At 51.9% G+C, this 16,647-nt stretch carries 11 protein-coding genes; 10 read left to right on the top strand and 1 reads right to left on the bottom strand.

The window, feature by feature from the left end:
- Positions 1 to 8 precede the first annotated feature (8 nt).
- Positions 9 to 2,099 (bottom strand): alpha-L-fucosidase, encoded by a 2,091-nt coding sequence (locus tag ACFSUS_RS07690; RefSeq protein ID WP_381521232.1) that lies wholly within the window; start codon positions 2,097 to 2,099, stop codon positions 9 to 11.
- A 607-nt stretch (positions 2,100 to 2,706) separates the two neighbouring features.
- On the opposite strand from ACFSUS_RS07690, the gene ACFSUS_RS07685 reads away from it, so the two are divergent.
- From ACFSUS_RS07685 to ACFSUS_RS07640, 10 genes are all read left to right on the top strand, one after another.
- Positions 2,707 to 5,286 (top strand): glycosyl hydrolase-related protein, encoded by a 2,580-nt coding sequence (locus ACFSUS_RS07685; RefSeq protein ID WP_381521230.1) that lies wholly within the window; start codon positions 2,707 to 2,709, stop codon positions 5,284 to 5,286.
- Between the two features lie 7 nt (positions 5,287 to 5,293).
- Entirely contained in the window at positions 5,294 to 6,220 is a 927-nt protein-coding gene (locus tag ACFSUS_RS07680) for an ROK family protein (RefSeq protein ID WP_381521228.1), read from the top strand.
- A 68-nt stretch (positions 6,221 to 6,288) separates the two neighbouring features.
- On the top strand, positions 6,289 to 7,215 hold the full coding sequence (locus tag ACFSUS_RS07675; protein WP_381521226.1) for a DMT family transporter: 927 nt from the start codon (positions 6,289 to 6,291) through the stop codon (positions 7,213 to 7,215).
- Positions 7,216 to 7,476: 261 nt separating this feature from the next.
- On the top strand, positions 7,477 to 8,397 hold the full coding sequence (locus tag ACFSUS_RS07670) for an SIS domain-containing protein (protein ID WP_381521224.1): 921 nt from the start codon (positions 7,477 to 7,479) through the stop codon (positions 8,395 to 8,397).
- 205 nt (positions 8,398 to 8,602) lie between these two features.
- Positions 8,603 to 9,694 carry an endo-1,4-beta-xylanase gene (locus ACFSUS_RS07665; RefSeq protein ID WP_381521222.1) on the top strand — a complete coding sequence of 364 codons (1,092 nt, stop codon included), beginning with the start codon at positions 8,603 to 8,605 and terminating at the stop codon, positions 9,692 to 9,694.
- Positions 9,695 to 9,796: 102 nt separating this feature from the next.
- Positions 9,797 to 11,275: a glycoside hydrolase family 28 protein gene (locus ACFSUS_RS07660; RefSeq protein ID WP_381521221.1), complete on the top strand. Its 1,479-nt coding sequence runs from the start codon at positions 9,797 to 9,799 to the stop codon at positions 11,273 to 11,275.
- The gene (locus tag ACFSUS_RS07655; protein ID WP_381521219.1) at positions 11,272 to 12,738 is read left to right on the top strand and encodes a glycoside hydrolase family protein; all 1,467 of its coding nucleotides are present in this window, start codon (positions 11,272 to 11,274) and stop codon (positions 12,736 to 12,738) included. The genes ACFSUS_RS07660 and ACFSUS_RS07655 overlap by 4 nt, the downstream gene beginning before the upstream one ends.
- A 20-nt stretch (positions 12,739 to 12,758) precedes the next feature.
- The gene (locus tag ACFSUS_RS07650; protein ID WP_381521218.1) at positions 12,759 to 14,222 is read left to right on the top strand and encodes a glycoside hydrolase family protein; all 1,464 of its coding nucleotides are present in this window, start codon (positions 12,759 to 12,761) and stop codon (positions 14,220 to 14,222) included.
- A 51-nt stretch (positions 14,223 to 14,273) separates the two neighbouring features.
- Positions 14,274 to 15,683 (top strand): choice-of-anchor Q domain-containing protein, encoded by a 1,410-nt coding sequence (locus tag ACFSUS_RS07645; protein ID WP_381521216.1) that lies wholly within the window; start codon positions 14,274 to 14,276, stop codon positions 15,681 to 15,683.
- 98 nt (positions 15,684 to 15,781) lie between these two features.
- Complete coding sequence (locus ACFSUS_RS07640) at positions 15,782 to 16,627, top strand: sugar phosphate isomerase/epimerase family protein (protein WP_381521215.1); 846 nt, start codon at positions 15,782 to 15,784, stop codon at positions 16,625 to 16,627.
- The last annotated feature ends 20 nt before the right edge of the window (positions 16,628 to 16,647 follow it).

Genomic DNA, 16,647 nt, shown 5'->3' with positions numbered 1-16,647 from the left:
GCATTCGGTTATCGGGTCAACACACCTAGTTCGGCAATGGAAATAGTCGGGTCATTAGCCGAGGTTGTTTCTAAAGCGTCAAATTTCAGATAACGAGCCGTTTGAGGCTGGCTGAACCGGACGCTTTGGCTAACGGGGTTGTTGTTGATGTTGCTAAACGCGCCCTGGCTAAGGGGAGCCGACCAGGTTTGCCCGTCCTGACTGACCGAAACGGTATACTTGTACACAATCCCTTCCTTTTTGCCATCCTGCCGGGGCAGGTACGTAAAACCACGCAAGGGCAGCGACTCGCCTAAGTCAAGCACCACCGATGTCGGGGTTTCGCCGTTCTTTCGCTGTTGCCAGAAGGTATCCGGGTTGCCGTCGATCAGGCGGTCGTTTTGTTTGCCGGCCGTTGACTTGTCTGTATCCGGCTCACCAGCAACTCCAGTCGATACAACGGCCCATTTGGCGGAGCTAATGTCGAACTCAGCAGCAACGGGGCTACTGGCTTTCTGCATATTATTGACAAAAGCGCGGGCCTTCACCGTGCCACCGTTGGGCATAGCAAACGGCTGGCTAAAGCGCGGACTTTGGGCCGTTGGCTCCGAACCATCTGTTGTGTACGTAATGACGGGATCGGTGGTGCGGGGGCAGGCAATCGTGACCATGCCTGCTTTGTTGCGGCTGATCACGGGCGACACAATGAGTTCGGGCGCGTTGTACACCTCCATATGCCGAATCAGCGGAGTCGCTTTTGCTTCGTCGATGTTCACCCGCAGTTTGTTCGTCGTCACGGTCGGAAACCGGAGGATGCGCCGGTTACCAATCGTGGTGCCACTGGCGATGGGTTGATACTGGCCGTTCTGCCAGGCCGATACCGAAAACTTCTTAACCCGTTGCCCCAACGCAATGTATTCTTCAATCAACAACCGGTTGAGGGTAGTCGGGCGGCCCAGGTCGATTTCCAGAGAGGCTTGTTTGCTGCCGTCGGCCGCAGCCCAGTACGTGTCCCGACTGTTGTCCAATACATTGCTGGCCGCAAAAGTGGGCGTTTGAGCGAAGGTGCTGCTCGCCGTAATTTTCTTGCCACTCACCAGGTTATGCGATGCTTTGTCGGTGTAAGCTTTCAGCTCCATAAGCCGCTTCTCGTCGTTTTCATGGACCAGACCCCGACGATCGACGGGCAGGTTCAGCAGCCAGTTGCCATTTCGCCCAATCGAACTGTAATAAATGTCAACCAGGTGCTCCAGCGATTTTACTTTGTTGTCTTCGCTGGCGTGGTAGTACCAACCCGGCCGAATCGAGCAGTTTACTTCGGTGGGCACCCAATCCGTGCCGTCTTCATGGCCGGGTGTCAGTTCCCAATAATTAGGATAACCGGGGTAGACTTTGTCGCGGTTGAGGGTACACCAGTTGGTTTCGCCCGCATAGCCATCTTCGTTGCCTACCCAGCGAATGTCGGGGCCGGCATCGCTGAAAATGACGGCGTTGGGCTGGTATTTCCGGACCGTAGCGATAAAGCCCGGCCAGTCGTAAACCTGTTTCTTGCCGTTGGGCCCTTCGCCATTAGCTCCATCGAACCAGACTTCGTACACGTCTCCGTATTGGGTCAAAACCTCCTGGAGTGTTTTTTTGAAGATTTCGTTGTATTCGGGTGTGCCGTAGGCGGGGTGGTTGCGATCCCAGGGCGACAGGTATACACCAAACTTTAGTCCGTATTCCTTACAGGCTGCCGACAGGTCTTTCAATACGTCGCCTTTGCCATTGTGCCACTTGCTGTTTTTGACCGAGTGTTCCGTGTAGTTACTGGGCCATAGGCAAAAGCCGTCGTGGTGTTTCGCCGTGATCACAATGCCCTCCATACCCGCTGCTTTGCATACGCGTGCCCACTGCCGGCAGTCAAGCTGCGAGGGATTGAACATATCCGGCGTTTCGGTGCCATGTCCCCACTCTTCGTTAGTGAAGGTGTTCATGTTGAAGTGGACAAACGCGTAGTATTTGAGCTTATGCCACTGCAACTGACGAGTCGATGGAACGGCTCCGAATGGGGCAGGTTTCTGGGCTTGAACTGATAAGGAGAGGCTAACGAAGGCCAGGCACAGTAGGGAGAAACGCATAGTGAACGTGAAAGAAAGTATGTCAATACTCCTGTAGGCTGTGTGAATTAGTTTACTGGTTCGGCGTGGTCTGATGTTTAGCGAAGTTTGAAACTTTACGTGGGCACTATCGGGTCTTCGTTCAGCGTAGTCTGGAGACTATGCTCAACAGAAGCGTCTGAATTATAAATTTTTTTAAAAATAGCATTCCTTTCGGGGAAAACGAAAAAGTTTTGTGTTTGACAAATACTGTTCTACTATCTCAGGTCAGCTCAGGGTGCAGTTTACCGATATGGAAATAACCCGACAGTTGTTTGGCGCTATAAATAGGCGAACCAGTTGCTGGCTGATTTATTAATTTTTTGTTGTCATCTTGGGTGAGGACACGGCGGCAATTTTGTCTCATCGAACATCGAGACCAACTATCTTACCCTAACTTTACATTAGTTGGATAGAAACCGGGAAAAACGATATAGCGGTCTGTTTAGCAACAGGAGTAGCCTCAATTGACCCTGCCTTAGTAAAAAAGCTCAAAGCAAACCTTTGGTAGTCAGTTTATAATAGGCGGCCAGCTTACACTGTGAAACACCAATATCTCCTCCTGTTGGCATGCCTATACAGTTTGGTCGTGCAGTCCCAACCGACCGCGGCCCGACCTGTCAAACGCCTGTACATTGCTAACGACGATCATACTGATTACATGTGGTCGGCCAACGAAGCCAAGTACGACTCGGCCTTCGTACACATGCTTGATTACTACCTCAGGCAAGTTGACTCTACGAAAAACAACCCACCTGATTTCCAGGCCCGATTCAATTGCGACGGTAGCTATTGGCTTCGGGCGTATCAGAAATACCGATCCCCCGCTCAGTTTAACCGACTGATTGAAGCGATCCGATCAGGCCACATCGGCAGTCCGCTCAACACACTGGTGAGTTGTTACGGTGCCCAACCGACCGAAGCCGTCTTGCGCGGAATGTACTATGCCGGGCAGTTGGAACGTACATACAACCTGCGTTTTCGGCTGGCCGAAGCGATGGAAAACAACACGCTGCCGCTGGGGTTGGCCTCGCTCTGGGCTGGTTCAGGAGCTAAGTATAGTTGGAAAGGCATTGGCGGCTACGGTAGTCAGATGACTTACGAGTACCGGGCCAATCGCCGTCACCAGCTATACCGTTACACGGGCCTCGACTCGTCGGGCGTGCTGATGAAGTGGTACAATTACGACGAGAAAGTGAAGCGAACCGCACCGTTTGGAGGGTATGCGGAGTGTCGGCTGGTTATTAAGCAGAAAGACAAACTGGCTGAAATGCGGAAGATTGTCGACAAACTTGATGTGATGTGCGATACCGTTTCACCAAACTCAACTTACCCTTACAACGTAGCGGGAGCATTTGGTTACGGCCACGACGATCTCGAAACCTACGAATCCCTTCCGTTTATCGAAGCAGCCCGAAACGGGACTACACCAACCCGGAAGGTGCGCGTCTCCAACGAGGAAGACTTTTTTGAGGATGTTGCCAGAAGTTACCCGCGCCTGCCTGCCGAGTCGGTGAGCTACGGCAATGAGTGGGATTTGTACTGTGCATCGATGAACGAAACCACCGCGCAGGTCCGCCGGGCTACTGAGAAGTTGCGCGCTGCCGAAGCTCTGGCTTCGCTTGTGGCGCTGAAGACACCGGCTTTCGCGGATCAGTTAAAAGGTGCTCGTGACCTGGCCTGGGAGTCGTTTGGGATGTACTGGGAGCACAACTGGACCGCCGATGGGCCGATTAAACATCCGGTGCGGGCCACCTGGCAACGCAAAATTCAGCGGCAGATTAGCCAGTACATTGATTCGCTGTTCTCGCTTTCGGCCCGCACACTTGGTGAGCAAATCAAGCAGGTGACCAACCCGCGTTTCTACGTCTTTAATCCCTTGAACTGGAGCCGTGATGACGTGGCTGATTTGGCGTATACTGGTCCGTATCCGGTTCGGGTCGTTGATGTATCGACCCGCAAGGAAGTGGCCAGCCAGTTGATCACAAAAGGTGGTCGCCAGTTTCTTCGCATCTACGCCGAAAACATTCCGTCCGTTGGGTATAAAGTATTCGAAATCAGGACCGGCCAACCAACAAAACAGCCCGCTGCCGCTACGGTGTCCGGCGAATACATCAGCAATGCCCGTTACCGATTGCGGCTCAGCCCGTCGGGTGCCATTACGGAGATTGTTGATACGCGGGCCAATGGTCGGCAATTAGTGAAACCTACTGATGGAAAATACGTCAATGATCTGGGCGTGTTGAACGTCAATGAAGGCAGGCCGGTGGTGGTTGAAAACGCAGGGCCGGTGTCGGTTACCTTGAAAGCTGTTTCGCCGGTCCCAGTGCCGCATACGGTTCGCGTGACCTTGTTCGCCAACAGCCAGTCCCGCATCGAGATCGAAGATAGTATTCAGGCGAATTTCAAGGATATGAAGACCTGGGCGTTTTCGTTCAACCTGAATACCTCAACCACCCGTCACGAAGAACTGGGGGCGATTCTCACCGCCAAAAAAGAGACCCGTGGTGGGCACTATGCCGCCCAGAACGCTCGGCTTGACTGGCAAACATTCAACCACTTTGCCGACATGAGCGAGGCCAACTATGGTATCACGCTGTCAAACACGGATTGCAGCTTTTTCAAGCTCGGCAAAAGCACCGTTGACTCTCTGTGGGAACAGTCGGCGCAACTGAACGCGCTGGCGGGCGGACAGGTCGATACCAAACGGGAGGACACAGGAGTGCTGGGTATTTCCGGGCAGAACGGCCAATCGGATTTCCTGTACCAGTTCGCGTTAACCACCCATCCGACCGCTTTTGACCCGCTAATGGCCATGAAATTTTCGCTGGAGCACCAGAATCCACTCGTGACCGGCACGGTTACGGGTTCGCAGGATAGTTACCCCGGCCAATCGTTTTCGTTGCTGACGGTCAGCGACCCAACGGTATTGCTGTGGAGTGTAAAACCCAGCGAAGACGGCATTAACAACGGCCTGATTGCCCGCTTCTGGAATGTGGCCAACAAACCGACTACGCCTACCCTGACAACAACAACCTCCATTCGGCAAGCCTGGCAAACGACGCACATTGAAACTAACGAGCGGTCTTTACCCGTAACCAACAAGGCGTTACAGATTAAGTTCTCGCCGAATCAGTTAAATTCATACCGACTTAAACTGGTTAAGTGATTTGCCTTTGAAAACGCTCGCTATTGGTATCGACATCGGTGGAACCCGGACTAAAATCGGGCTGGTATGCCTCGACACCGGGCAGGTGGAGGCTATGCTGGTGACGCCCACCGAAACTAAAGAAAGCGACCGGTTTCTGTGCCTGATTGGCGAAGCGATCAGCCAACTGGAAGCCAAAGCCGTTGCTGACGGGTCCGCTCTGACCGGAGTGGGTATTGGGGTGCCGGGCTTCGTACTGGCTGACGGTAGGGTAGATTCGACCTACGGCTTCCTCGATTTTATGGAAGATTATCCGCTGGCCGAACACATTCAGCGGCAACACGATTTGCCTTGTCGCTTAGATAACGATGCCCGCGTAGTCGCTCTGGGCGAAGCCATGTACGGGCAAGGGAAAGGTTATAGCCGGGTGCTGGTGCTGACGCTCGGCACAGGACTCGGGCTGGGCTTTACCATCGACGGTAAACTCGACGGGCCATTGCCGTTTGCGCACATGGGCGGGCACATTACCGTCACCACCGATGCTTTCGTTTGCTACTGTGGCAAAACCGGTTGCTTAGAATCACTGGTTTCCGGTGCGGGAATCCAACGAATTGCCGATCGCCTGGCGTGGACGCAGACGTATCCGACCTTACCACAAACCGCTGAAACTATTTTTAGTCAGCAACAAGCCGGTAATGCTGATGCCGAAGTGATTGTGGACGAGTATATTAACTACTTGAAAACCGGCATCGACAATTACGTCAATCTCTATGCGCCCGACGTCATTGTGTTGGGCGGAGGGATTGCGAAGGGACTCCGGAACGAAACCCATCGGCTGCATACGCCGAGTTTGCTCAATCCGTATAAAGCGTATAAAACTAAAGTTGTTATCTCCGACCTCGAAGAACAGGCGGGGATTCTGGGCAGTGCTGCTCTTTTTGAACCTAATAATTGAATGATTGAACAGTCGGCACACGAGCACTTATAGTCAGTCAACAATTCATTCACTGAATCACTCATTCTATGAAACCCTGGATTCTGTACTCAATAGCGGCTGCCTTTTTCTGGGGTACGTGGGGCGTAGTCGCCAAACTGATCTCGGACACGGTCAGTCCATTTACCAACCACGTGCTGTTTAGCATCGGTATGTTGCTGACGTTACCGTTGATCGCAAAGAAGCTCAAAGCGCAACGGCCGAATCGCAGGGGAATTATCTGGGGATTAGTGGCCGGAGCGCTGGCAGTGACTGGAAATGTAGCCGTTTATCAGGCATTTACATCAGGTGGGTTGGCGGCTATCGTTATTCCCGTGACGAACCTCTACCCACTGGTGACCATTGCCATCGCCCTGCTGGTTTTCAAAGAAAAGCTCAATTGGATTAATGCCATCGGCATTCTGCTGGCCATTCCGGCGGTGGTCATGCTGTCGGGCGAATCGCTGTTGTTTGACAACCCAGCCGCTTTTTTCAGCAGCATCGGACTCAATCCCGGGACCGCCCGACCGTGGCTTTTATATTCATTAATTGCCTTGTTTTTCTGGGGGGTGTTTAGTGCCGCTCAGAAGGAAACCACCAACTACGTTTCGGCCGAATGGTCGTACGTCAGTTTTATCGTGTCGTCGGTCCTGATCGCACTCGTGTTTATGGTACTGGGTCTGGCCGATCTCAACTTGTCAGGTAAAACGTTAGGCCTTGGTTCGCTGGCAGGAATGCTGAACGGATTGGGCGTGCTGGCAAGTTTTGTCGCCTACGGTGCGGAAGGAAAAGCCTCGAAAGTGACCACTATTGCCGGGGCTTTGCAACCCGTTTTTACCATTGTGCTGGCTATCCTCCTGCTGAACGAAAGCCTGTCAATTATCGAATCGATGGGCATTGCACTGGCGATTGCTGGTGCGTTGGCGTTGTCGTATGAGCAGGAAAAGTCGGATGTTAAAACGCTCGTAAACAGCTAATAGATTTGATATATACATAGAAGCTGTTTAGGATTTATAAAATCTGCGCGTTTCTGTCATCCCGACCGGTCCGCCGGTGCGGCAGGAGGGATCTTCGGTAAAGTGATATTCTATTATACTACCGAAGATCCCTCCTGCCGCACCGGCGGACCGGTCGGGATGACAGAAACGCGCAGATCAGTAGGGATTAAAAGACCAGAAACAAAATCCTAAACAGCTTCATTTTTAAAAGTTTATAGACCTGTGCGAACTCCTTCATCCATGGACCCAATTCTGAACGAAATTCTTGAAATTCCCGCCCGAGCGCAGGACGTTCTTACCAGCGCCATTGATCCGCTGCCCCTGCACGTACCCTACCTCGGTATGGGCTCTTCCTACTTTGCGCCGTTGGCGTTCAAGTACATAGGGCTGCCTATCTATCCGGAATTGGCCTCGGAATATTATTATTATCTGGCAAAGGGAAAACAGGCCCCGCTGGCCGTCATCCTGTCGCAGTCGGGCCGGAGTAGCGAGGCCCTGTGGTGCCGGGAGCTGTTCGAGCGGTACGTGGCCGTATCGAATTATACGGATAGCGAACTATGCACCGCGCCGAACGTAGCCCGCGTGCTGCCGATCCTGGCCGGGGAGGAGCACTATTCCTCGTCGAAGACGTACGTCAATACGTTGGTGGCGTTGTTCAGAGGATTTGGCTTTTCGCCAGAAGCGACGGTGGCATTGATTACTGACAAGTTTGATCAGTACCGTCAACAGGGCGAGCAACTGGCCAACGAGGTGTTTGCCCTGCGGAGCCAGCATGCAATACACGGCATGTACGTGACCGGCAGCGGCCCCAATATCGCTACGGCTTACGAAGCCGCTTTGATTCTAAGCGAAAGCACGAAGCTAAACTTTCACGGGTTGCCGATGGCGCAGTACGATCACGGCCCCAAAGAAACCGCCAAGGATAGCATCGTTATCCAGATTCTGGCAAAGGGCGAAACCTACGACCGAACCATGCGCCTGTCGGATATGATTGCCCGAGCGGGTGCCGATGTATTGATGGTGGAAGAACCGGATGTCGAAGAGCCTTATTCCATCCTGGCCAACATCATCCCGTTCAATTTCATGGCGTATTATCTGGCCCAGAAGCTTAACATCGGTGAGACGTTCGTGGTAGGCGGTAAAGTAACGGAAGCAATTTGATGAAGCTTTAAAAACAGAGGAGCGGAGGCTGCACAGAGATTGCAGATAGTATGAAGAAAGCAACTCCGTGTTCTCTATGGCTTCTCTGTTACTCTGTGTTTAACACCACTGCAAAAGAGAATCGCCAAAAAGCCGGGAAAAATTAGAGAGTGCTCTGTTTAACAATTGCTGGGCATACCCAGCAATTCTTGACCCTTGAGACTCAATGAAATTCCTGTTTCTTCTGGCGGCACTGACGAGTTTTTTACCCTTCACGGATGACGTAAACGAGCCGATACCCGTTGCCCGGCCTTCTGCCTCCCAGACGCTCGCTGAAGCATCGCCGTTTCACATCGGGTTTGCCATCAGTCCGGCTAGAATCCAGAATATCGCTCTGTACCGGCAAACCGTGATTCAGGAAGCCAACAGCATTACGGCCGATGTGGCCATGAAGCCCAGTCGGATAAGTCCGCAGAAAGGCGTGTATAAGTTCGAAGAAGCCGATCAACTTATTGCGTTTGCTCAATCGCAGAAAAAGCGAATACACGGCCACACGCTGGTGTGGTACATCGACACCAGCCCTACCTGGCTCAAGCAAATCCGTGATTCGACGGAACTGGAATCGACGCTGCAATCGTACATCCAGACCGTTGCGACGCATTTTAAGGGTAAGGTGGCTTCCTGGGACGTGGTCAATGAAGCTTTTGATAAGCAGGGAGCTATCCGAACGGATTCCCTCGAAGGGCCAGGCCGCCCGACGTTCAACGTTGGTAAAATCCTGGGTAAGGACTACGTCGCCCGGATGTTCCAATACGCCCACAACGCCGACCCCGACGCCCGGCTGTTTTACAACGACTACGCACAGGAAACCCGACCGGCCAAATTAGAGGCAATCTTAGCCATGGTCGCAGATTTCAAACGGCGTGGTGTTCCCATTCACGGTCTGGGCCTACAGATGCATATCAGTATCGATACGCCTGACGCGGGTATTGAAAATGCGATTCGGCGATACGCCGAAACGGGCCTGCTGGTGCACATCTCCGAACTTGACATTGCGATGAATCCCGATAAAAAGAAAGACTTCGTTCCCACTCCCGAGCTGCTGGAGAAACAATACGAGAAGTACAAGTTCGTAGTGAGTACTTATAAAAAAGTAGTGCCAGCCAGTCAGCAGTTCGGCATTACGATGTGGGGCGTTGATGACGGCACGTCCTGGATTCCCGGCTTCTGCAAATGCGCTGATAATGTGCTCCTGTTTGACGCAAACTACGTTAAGAAACGGTCGTACCAGGGTTTTCTGGAAGGGTTGAAAGAATAAAGTAGACTTATCACCTTCTAATATATAAATGTTAGCTCCTTGATTGGCAAGGCCGAAATAAGTGCTTATAAAGTCATTACCTGACACCTATCCTAAATCCCGATGAAAAAAGGCTTCCTACTCACACTACTTGTCCTGACAAGCGTCTGCTACTCAACGGCTCAGACGTATAACGTGCTGGAGTACGGGGCCGTTGCCAATGGAAAAACTAACTGCACAAAGGCTATCCAGAAAGCCATTGACAAATGCGCTGAGACGGGTGGACAGGTGTATTTTCCAAAGGGCACGTTTTTGAGCGGAACGATCTTTTTGCGGAGTAACGTGACATTACACTTGTCGCCGATGGCCGTCTTGAAAGGCAGCCCTTCGCCCCAGGACTATCCCAATATCTTCGATGATCTACCGACCAGTGCACCCACTAAGATTCGCAATCCCGATACGCAGAAGCGGTGTCAGGTGGGGTTTGTCGTGGCCCAGAATGTGCACCACGTTGGCATTGAAGGCACGGGCACCATTGACGGAAGCGGCACCGAATGGACGGGAAGCCGCGTGAACGACGGCCCCGGACGGCCTAATTCCATCCTGTTCATCTACTGCGAAGATGTGCTGATCAAAGACTTTACGCTCAAAAACTCCGTCAACTGGGCTCACTATTATCTGAAATGCAATCGGGTGAATATTAACCGGATTAAGATCAATAGCCTTGGGTTGATCAACAACGATGGGCTGGATATCGAGAGCAGCAACGTAAGCGTGTCCGACTGCATCATCGAGAGCGACGACGATGGAATCTGTCTGAAGAACAGCGATTACGAACCCATCGAAAACATATCCATCACCAACTGCGTCGTCAAGACCAACTGCAACGGCATCAAGTTCGGAACGTCGTCGCTGGGTGGCTTCAAAAACGTGTCGATTGCTAATTGTGTCATCAGCAAAGTCACCGCAACGAATCATTGGAACTGGGATTGGCACAAGCAGATGCCGGATATTGAACTGCCGGTTTCGGTGCTGGCCGGGCTGGCGCTCGAAGTGGTCGACGGCGGGGTTATGGAAAATATCACCATCAATAACATTTCGATGCGGGATGTTCAGACGGCGATTTTTATCCACGTCGGCAACCGGGCCCGGCGCGAAAAGCCAACCGATCCGGTTCGCCCGCCGGGGCAGCTTAGGCAGGTGGCGATCAGCAACGTAACGGCGATCAGCCACAGTAAAATCACCAATTCGATCTCAGGTCAGCCGGGCTATCCCGTTGAGAATATCCAGCTCAGCAACATCCAAATTAACGGAATGGGGAAGGGGACAGCCGAAGAGGCTAACCGGGATGTACCCGAAAAGCCTACGTCATACCCTGAGCAGCGAATGTTTGGTTATTCGCTGCCCGCACACGGCTTCTATGTGCGCCACGCCCGGAACATCACGTTTACTAACGTCGATTTTCAACTTCGCAACCCCGACAAGCGTCCGGCTTATGCGCTGGAAGACGTGAAAGACATCTTTATCAACGGGAAGAATAACGACTATTTTCAAGTGAAAGATGAACCCAAAAAAGCGGTGTACACCGCCGAGATAAAATGATACGTGCTATGACCTACCGGCTCTACCTCGTTTTCGCTTTCGTTACCTTACTCACGGCGGGTTATTCACAATCTGTAACCCCACACCCCGTTCCGGAAGAATTTGCTTCCGATTACTACGTAGTGACGGTTAACGGTCAGTCGGTACCGGTTTTCCACGCGGGCCTGAACGTGTATTTCGCCAGTTTCGATTTTATTGGTAAAGCCGACGTAACGGTATCACCTAAAGTCGATAGCGACAAATACGCCGGACAGACGTCCAACAAAGAGGCCGTCAAGCTTGACGAAAAAGGGTACTGGCGTGGTGAAGTTAACGTACGGCCATTGTCCAAAAACGTCAAGCCGCAGCTAACGGGTGCAGTTGTCAAGTTCTCGCTGGCCGAAGCGGGACAATATTCGGTGGAACGGGCTGGTACCAGTAATTTCAAGGATGATGTTCTATTCTTGTTCGCTAACCGCCCCGATGCTAACGTACCCAATCTGACGGCAAAAAATGTCATTCACCTAAAGCCGGGCATCCATTACCGGAATATTGATTTGACCAGCGGACAAACACTTTACCTGGATGCGGGTGCAGTGCTGTTCGGCGGTATTAATGTCTGGAACGCTAAAAACGTCAGTATTTTGGGGCGGGGTACGGTGTTGTATTACGGTCCGCAATCAGAAGACCACGACGATGGCTGGAAGAACCAGAAAAGCTGGCACCCGCTAACGACCCATAACGTGCAGGGCTTAACCGTCAGGGGCGTTACGTTCGTCGGTCGAAGTCGTACGTGGTCGCTGCAAACGCACACGACGTTCGACGCCGTTTTCGATAACATCAAAATCCTCGCCGTTAACCCGCAGAACATCAACGGCGACGGCATCGACTGGTACGGCGGTGGACGCGCTAAAGTCCTTAACAGTTTCATCCGCTCGATGGACGACTGCTTCGCTTTTTTCACCCAGGACAGCAGCAAAGACATGTGGGCCACTACCCGCAATACGACGGGTGAAGTAAAAGATATCTATATCGATAACTGCGTATTGTGGAGCACCCTGGCGAATGTATTCCGGATTGGTTTCAACGGGCAGGCGCTGACAACCAGCAACATCACGATGAAAAATACGGATGTCATCCACATGAGTAAAGGGGAGTGGTACGCGCCCTGGGCTCTGTTCTGCATGGTCAGTCCGAACAGTAAAGGCAAAGCCAGCCACCGTAATTATTTATTTGAGAAAATCCGGTTTGAAGAACCCGTGGCCCTCTTTGGCTTGCAAAACCCCGAGGCTCAATTTCAGAATCTGGTCCTGAAAGATATCACCATGACGGGTGAGCCGGTGCCTTCGCTTGTGAAAAGCAATACCAGCCATATAACGTTTGATAACGTGATTCTCAATGGCAAACGGGTGGTGACGGAGACTGATATTCCACTGCGAGCGGGGAGTAAGTTGGAAGCCGTCAAGTACCTGTCAACCCGATAACCTTTTTCGCTATTCAGTACATGAAGTATTTACTGCTTATTGCTGTCAATCTGCTGCTTACAGTAACCCCTGGTTTCGTGACTGGTCAGCCGGATAAGTCAACCGCAAAAACGGCCTACGGTGCCTTTACTAATGCCGCTGATTTCGGTTTTTTGCCGACAGGAACAGGGGTTAACAATACGAAGGCCTTACAGGCGGCTTTTGACAAAGGCGGCACGATTGTCGTGAGCAGACCTGGCACGTACAAGGTTGCCGGTACTGCTTTCATTGGCGATAATACGTCGCTCATTTGCGGCAATGGTGTCGTAATCGAGAAATCCGATGAGCAGGGACGCTTTACCCATATCATCCTGAACAAAGGCGCTTTAACTCGAACTTACAACCACAACATTACCCTAACGGGGCTTGACGTCCGGGTCAACAACGTCGACTTACCGATGAGCTTGATTTACGGCTTGCGCGGACACGTGGCGTTTTTCTACGTAAAAGATTTGAAAATCGAGCGGTTCCGCTGCTCGGGCCTGGTCAACGGGCAGTTTGCGTTGCACATCTGCACGTTTGAGGATTTGCTCATCAACGACGTAATCATCAAAGGCAAAAAAGATGGCATTCACTTAGGTCCTGGCAAACGGTTCAGAATCAGCAATGGCGTTTTCCAAACCGGCGATGACGCGATTGCGTTAGTGCCGGGCGACTGGGTGAGCGCCAATCCCGAGTTTGGCAATCTCGAAGATGGTGTCATCGAAAACTGCTCCGACATCCCCGACGATTACCTGGAAGGAGCTTTCTCCAAGATTGTGGCTTCGGCCTGGGTCGACTGGAAACCTGGTATTGAGGTAAAACACGGCGATGCAGTTGTGTCAAATGGCCGTATCTACCGTGTAGTGGCTCAACTCGACAACCGCGTGTATAAATCCCGCACTCAACCCACGTTCGAAAAAGGAACGGCGGTTCTGGACAGTATTAACTGGCTGATGTTTCAAACCGATACCATCCATACCGCTGTCGTAAAAAATGTGGTGTTCAGAGACATATTTCTGAAAAGCGTACGGGTGCCTTTTCAACTAATGAGCTACAGCAATAAATGGGCTCATTCGTATTACAAAGGTGCCAGGCTACCCATTCAGGGCCCTTTGTCATTTGAGAACATCACCATGATCAGTGACAACAAAAAGGCATTGGTTTCTATTTCGACGCCCTGCAACAGCCTCACTATCCGCAATTCGGTGCTGCAAAACAACTGGATTGAGTTTCAACATGCCGCCGATTACGATCTGTATCCCAAAACGTACGTCAGCTTCACGAATTGCCAGTTTAACTCGACCGGGGAGTATACCTTAATCCGAAACAGGAGCAAAGGCAAAGAGGTGTACGTCAAAACGGTCGGTAGCCTCGAAACCGGCCAGAATTTTTCCGCTAAAGTAGAGGAAGGACAGGGCACCATCCGCGTTGAGTCTGACCTGACGGGGTTGAGAACTAAGTGAAAGTGAAAACCAATTCTTGACAGATAATCAGTGCATTAGTTATTACTAACCATGAAACAGACTTTATTACTCTTACTCTCTTTAATTTCTCACTTTGTTTCGGCCACCACCTGGCATGTATCCGGGACCGGCAACGATGCAAATGATGGCAAAACACCCCAAACGGCGTTCCGTAGCCTACAAAAAGCGGCCGATTTGGTTGAACCCGGCGACGTGGTGCTGATCGGCAATGGGACCTATACGAATGATGACAAAGGAAACGGCAGCGCCGTACTCAACATCACCCGCTCCGGCAAAGCCGACGCGTGGATAACCTGGAAAGCCCGACCGGGGCACAAACCCGAAATTCGCCCTGTTGGCTGGTGTGGTATCCAGATTTCGGGGTCGTACCACATTCTCGATGGCCTTTCCGTAATCGGCAACAACGATTCAATTGTCCTTCTGAAAGCACAGGAAGACGCCAAAAAGTCAACCACTGACCCGTACTTCAACACAAACGGCATTTTTTTTAATGGGAGGAATAAAAAGCCCGATGAGAAACCGCACCATCTGATTGTCCGCAACTGCGTAGTGGGTAAATGTGCCGGCGGGGGCATCATCGGTATTGAAATGGATTATCTGACGGTGGAAGATTGCAAAGTGTTTGAAAATGCCTGGTTCATGCGCTACGGTGGCTCGGGTATTTCAACCTTGAATAATTGGGCGTTCGACGATGCACCGGGATACCACATTGTGATTCAACGCAATTTCGTCTGGAACAACAAAACGCTGGTCCCCTGGGAGCGGACCGGAAAGCTGAGCGACGGCAATGGTATCCTGCTGGACGTCACCGACCAGAATCCGGCCAACGGAGCCACGAACCCAAATGCTGATGCGGTAGTGAAGCCTGCCAGTCAGACTGCAGCTACGGCAGCGTCAGCTGAAACAACCTCCGTTGGGGCAACCTCCGTTGGGGCAACGGCACCCGAAAAACCCAGGCGTCCTGAATGGAAAGGACGGGCGCTGATTGCGAATAACGTCAGTGCGTTTAACGGTGGCTCGGGCATACACACCTTCCGCACGAAGCATGTGGACATCATCAATAATACCACGTACTGGAACGGGCAGATTGTGGGTTATCAGGAGTTGTTTCCCAACCGCTCGGACGATGTGGTGATCATGAACAACATTATCGTCCCCCGGCCGGGCGGAGCCGTGACATCAAACAACAAGAACACGAACATTCGCTGGGATTACAATGTGTACCCGACAGCGCAGAACGTCTTTACGGGCCCCAACGACATTGTGGCCGACCCTAAATTCGTCGATGTTCAGGCCGATCCGACAAAAGGCAATTTTCGGCTGGTAAAAGGCAGTGGAGCACTTAACTCGGGTGATACTACAGTGTCTTTGTCTACCGATATTGCCGGAAAGTCCCGTCCGAAGGGTATAGGACGCGATCGGGGCGCTTTTGAGCAGTAGACGTATTTTTTCAATTGTGACACAGAGATACACAGAGGACTTCTGTAAATACCATACTACTCTGTGCATCTCCGTGTCATAACTTACAACCGAAAGACATGAAAAATACCCTATTCGCTTTACTTACCCTGCTGACCATCGGTTCGGCTGAGGCTCAAAAAAAGGTGTTCCCGCAGACGCCAGGCATGGTGTCGTATACCTACCGGAACAGCTTTTCTAAGAACGTAGCAGCCACGCTCGACACCATCAAGGCACTGGGCATTACCGACATGGAGTTTTCCAACCTCTTCGGCAAAACGGCCGCTGAGCTGCGTAAACTCCTCGATGAGCGCGGCATGAAATGCTCCTCCTTTGGCGTGGGTTATCCCGATCTGCAAAACAAGCTGGCCGAAGTTGGTCAGAACGCCAGGACCCTCGGCGCTCAGTTTGTGCGGGTAGCGTGGGTACCGCATAAAGGACCCTTTACGCTTGATCTGGCCAAGACAACCGTGGAGGATTTCAATAAATTCGGCAAGCAGTTAAAGGACGAGTATGGCCTTACGTTCTGCTATCACAACCACGGCTACGAGTTTGAGAAATACGAGAACGGTACGCTCATGGACTACATCATCCAGAATACTGACCCGAAGTACGTTAGCTATGAGCTAGATATTTTGTGGACGGTTTTTCCGGGTCAGGACCCGGCAGCGTTGCTAAACAAGTACCCCAACCGCTTTAAACTCATGCACCTGAAAGACCTTCGCAAAGGCGTGGTCGGCAACCTGTCGGGTGGTACGCCCGTGGAGAATGACGTAGCTTTGGGAACGGGGCAAATCAACCTGCCCGCCGTGTTGAAGGCGGCTCAGAAAGCGGGCGTTGAACATTACTACATCGAAGACGAAAGCCCCAGCATTGCCACGCAGGTGCCCCAGAGCATTGCTTATCTCAAAGGCTTAACGGATTGACCATCGGTAGAAGCGAATTC

Origin of the sequence: Spirosoma soli (genome assembly GCF_042684525.1) — a bacterium.
Lineage (GTDB): Bacteria > Bacteroidota > Bacteroidia > Cytophagales > Spirosomataceae > Spirosoma > Spirosoma soli.
Note: the sequence above shows the minus strand (reverse complement) of the source record. Positions and strands in the feature narration are given on the sequence as shown.

Coding starts and splice junctions, on each gene's coding strand:
- ACFSUS_RS07645 (WP_381521216.1), top strand. CDS start 14,274: ATGAAACAGACTTTATTACTCTTACTCTCTTTAATTTCTCACTTTGTT.
- ACFSUS_RS07650 (WP_381521218.1), top strand. CDS start 12,759: ATGAAGTATTTACTGCTTATTGCTGTCAATCTGCTGCTTACAGTAACC.
- ACFSUS_RS07665 (WP_381521222.1), top strand. CDS start 8,603: ATGAAATTCCTGTTTCTTCTGGCGGCACTGACGAGTTTTTTACCCTTC.
- ACFSUS_RS07690 (WP_381521232.1), bottom strand. CDS start 2,099: ATGCGTTTCTCCCTACTGTGCCTGGCCTTCGTTAGCCTCTCCTTATCA.
- ACFSUS_RS07660 (WP_381521221.1), top strand. CDS start 9,797: ATGAAAAAAGGCTTCCTACTCACACTACTTGTCCTGACAAGCGTCTGC.
- ACFSUS_RS07675 (WP_381521226.1), top strand. CDS start 6,289: ATGAAACCCTGGATTCTGTACTCAATAGCGGCTGCCTTTTTCTGGGGT.
- ACFSUS_RS07640 (WP_381521215.1), top strand. CDS start 15,782: ATGAAAAATACCCTATTCGCTTTACTTACCCTGCTGACCATCGGTTCG.
- ACFSUS_RS07655 (WP_381521219.1), top strand. CDS start 11,272: ATGATACGTGCTATGACCTACCGGCTCTACCTCGTTTTCGCTTTCGTT.
- ACFSUS_RS07670 (WP_381521224.1), top strand. CDS start 7,477: ATGGACCCAATTCTGAACGAAATTCTTGAAATTCCCGCCCGAGCGCAG.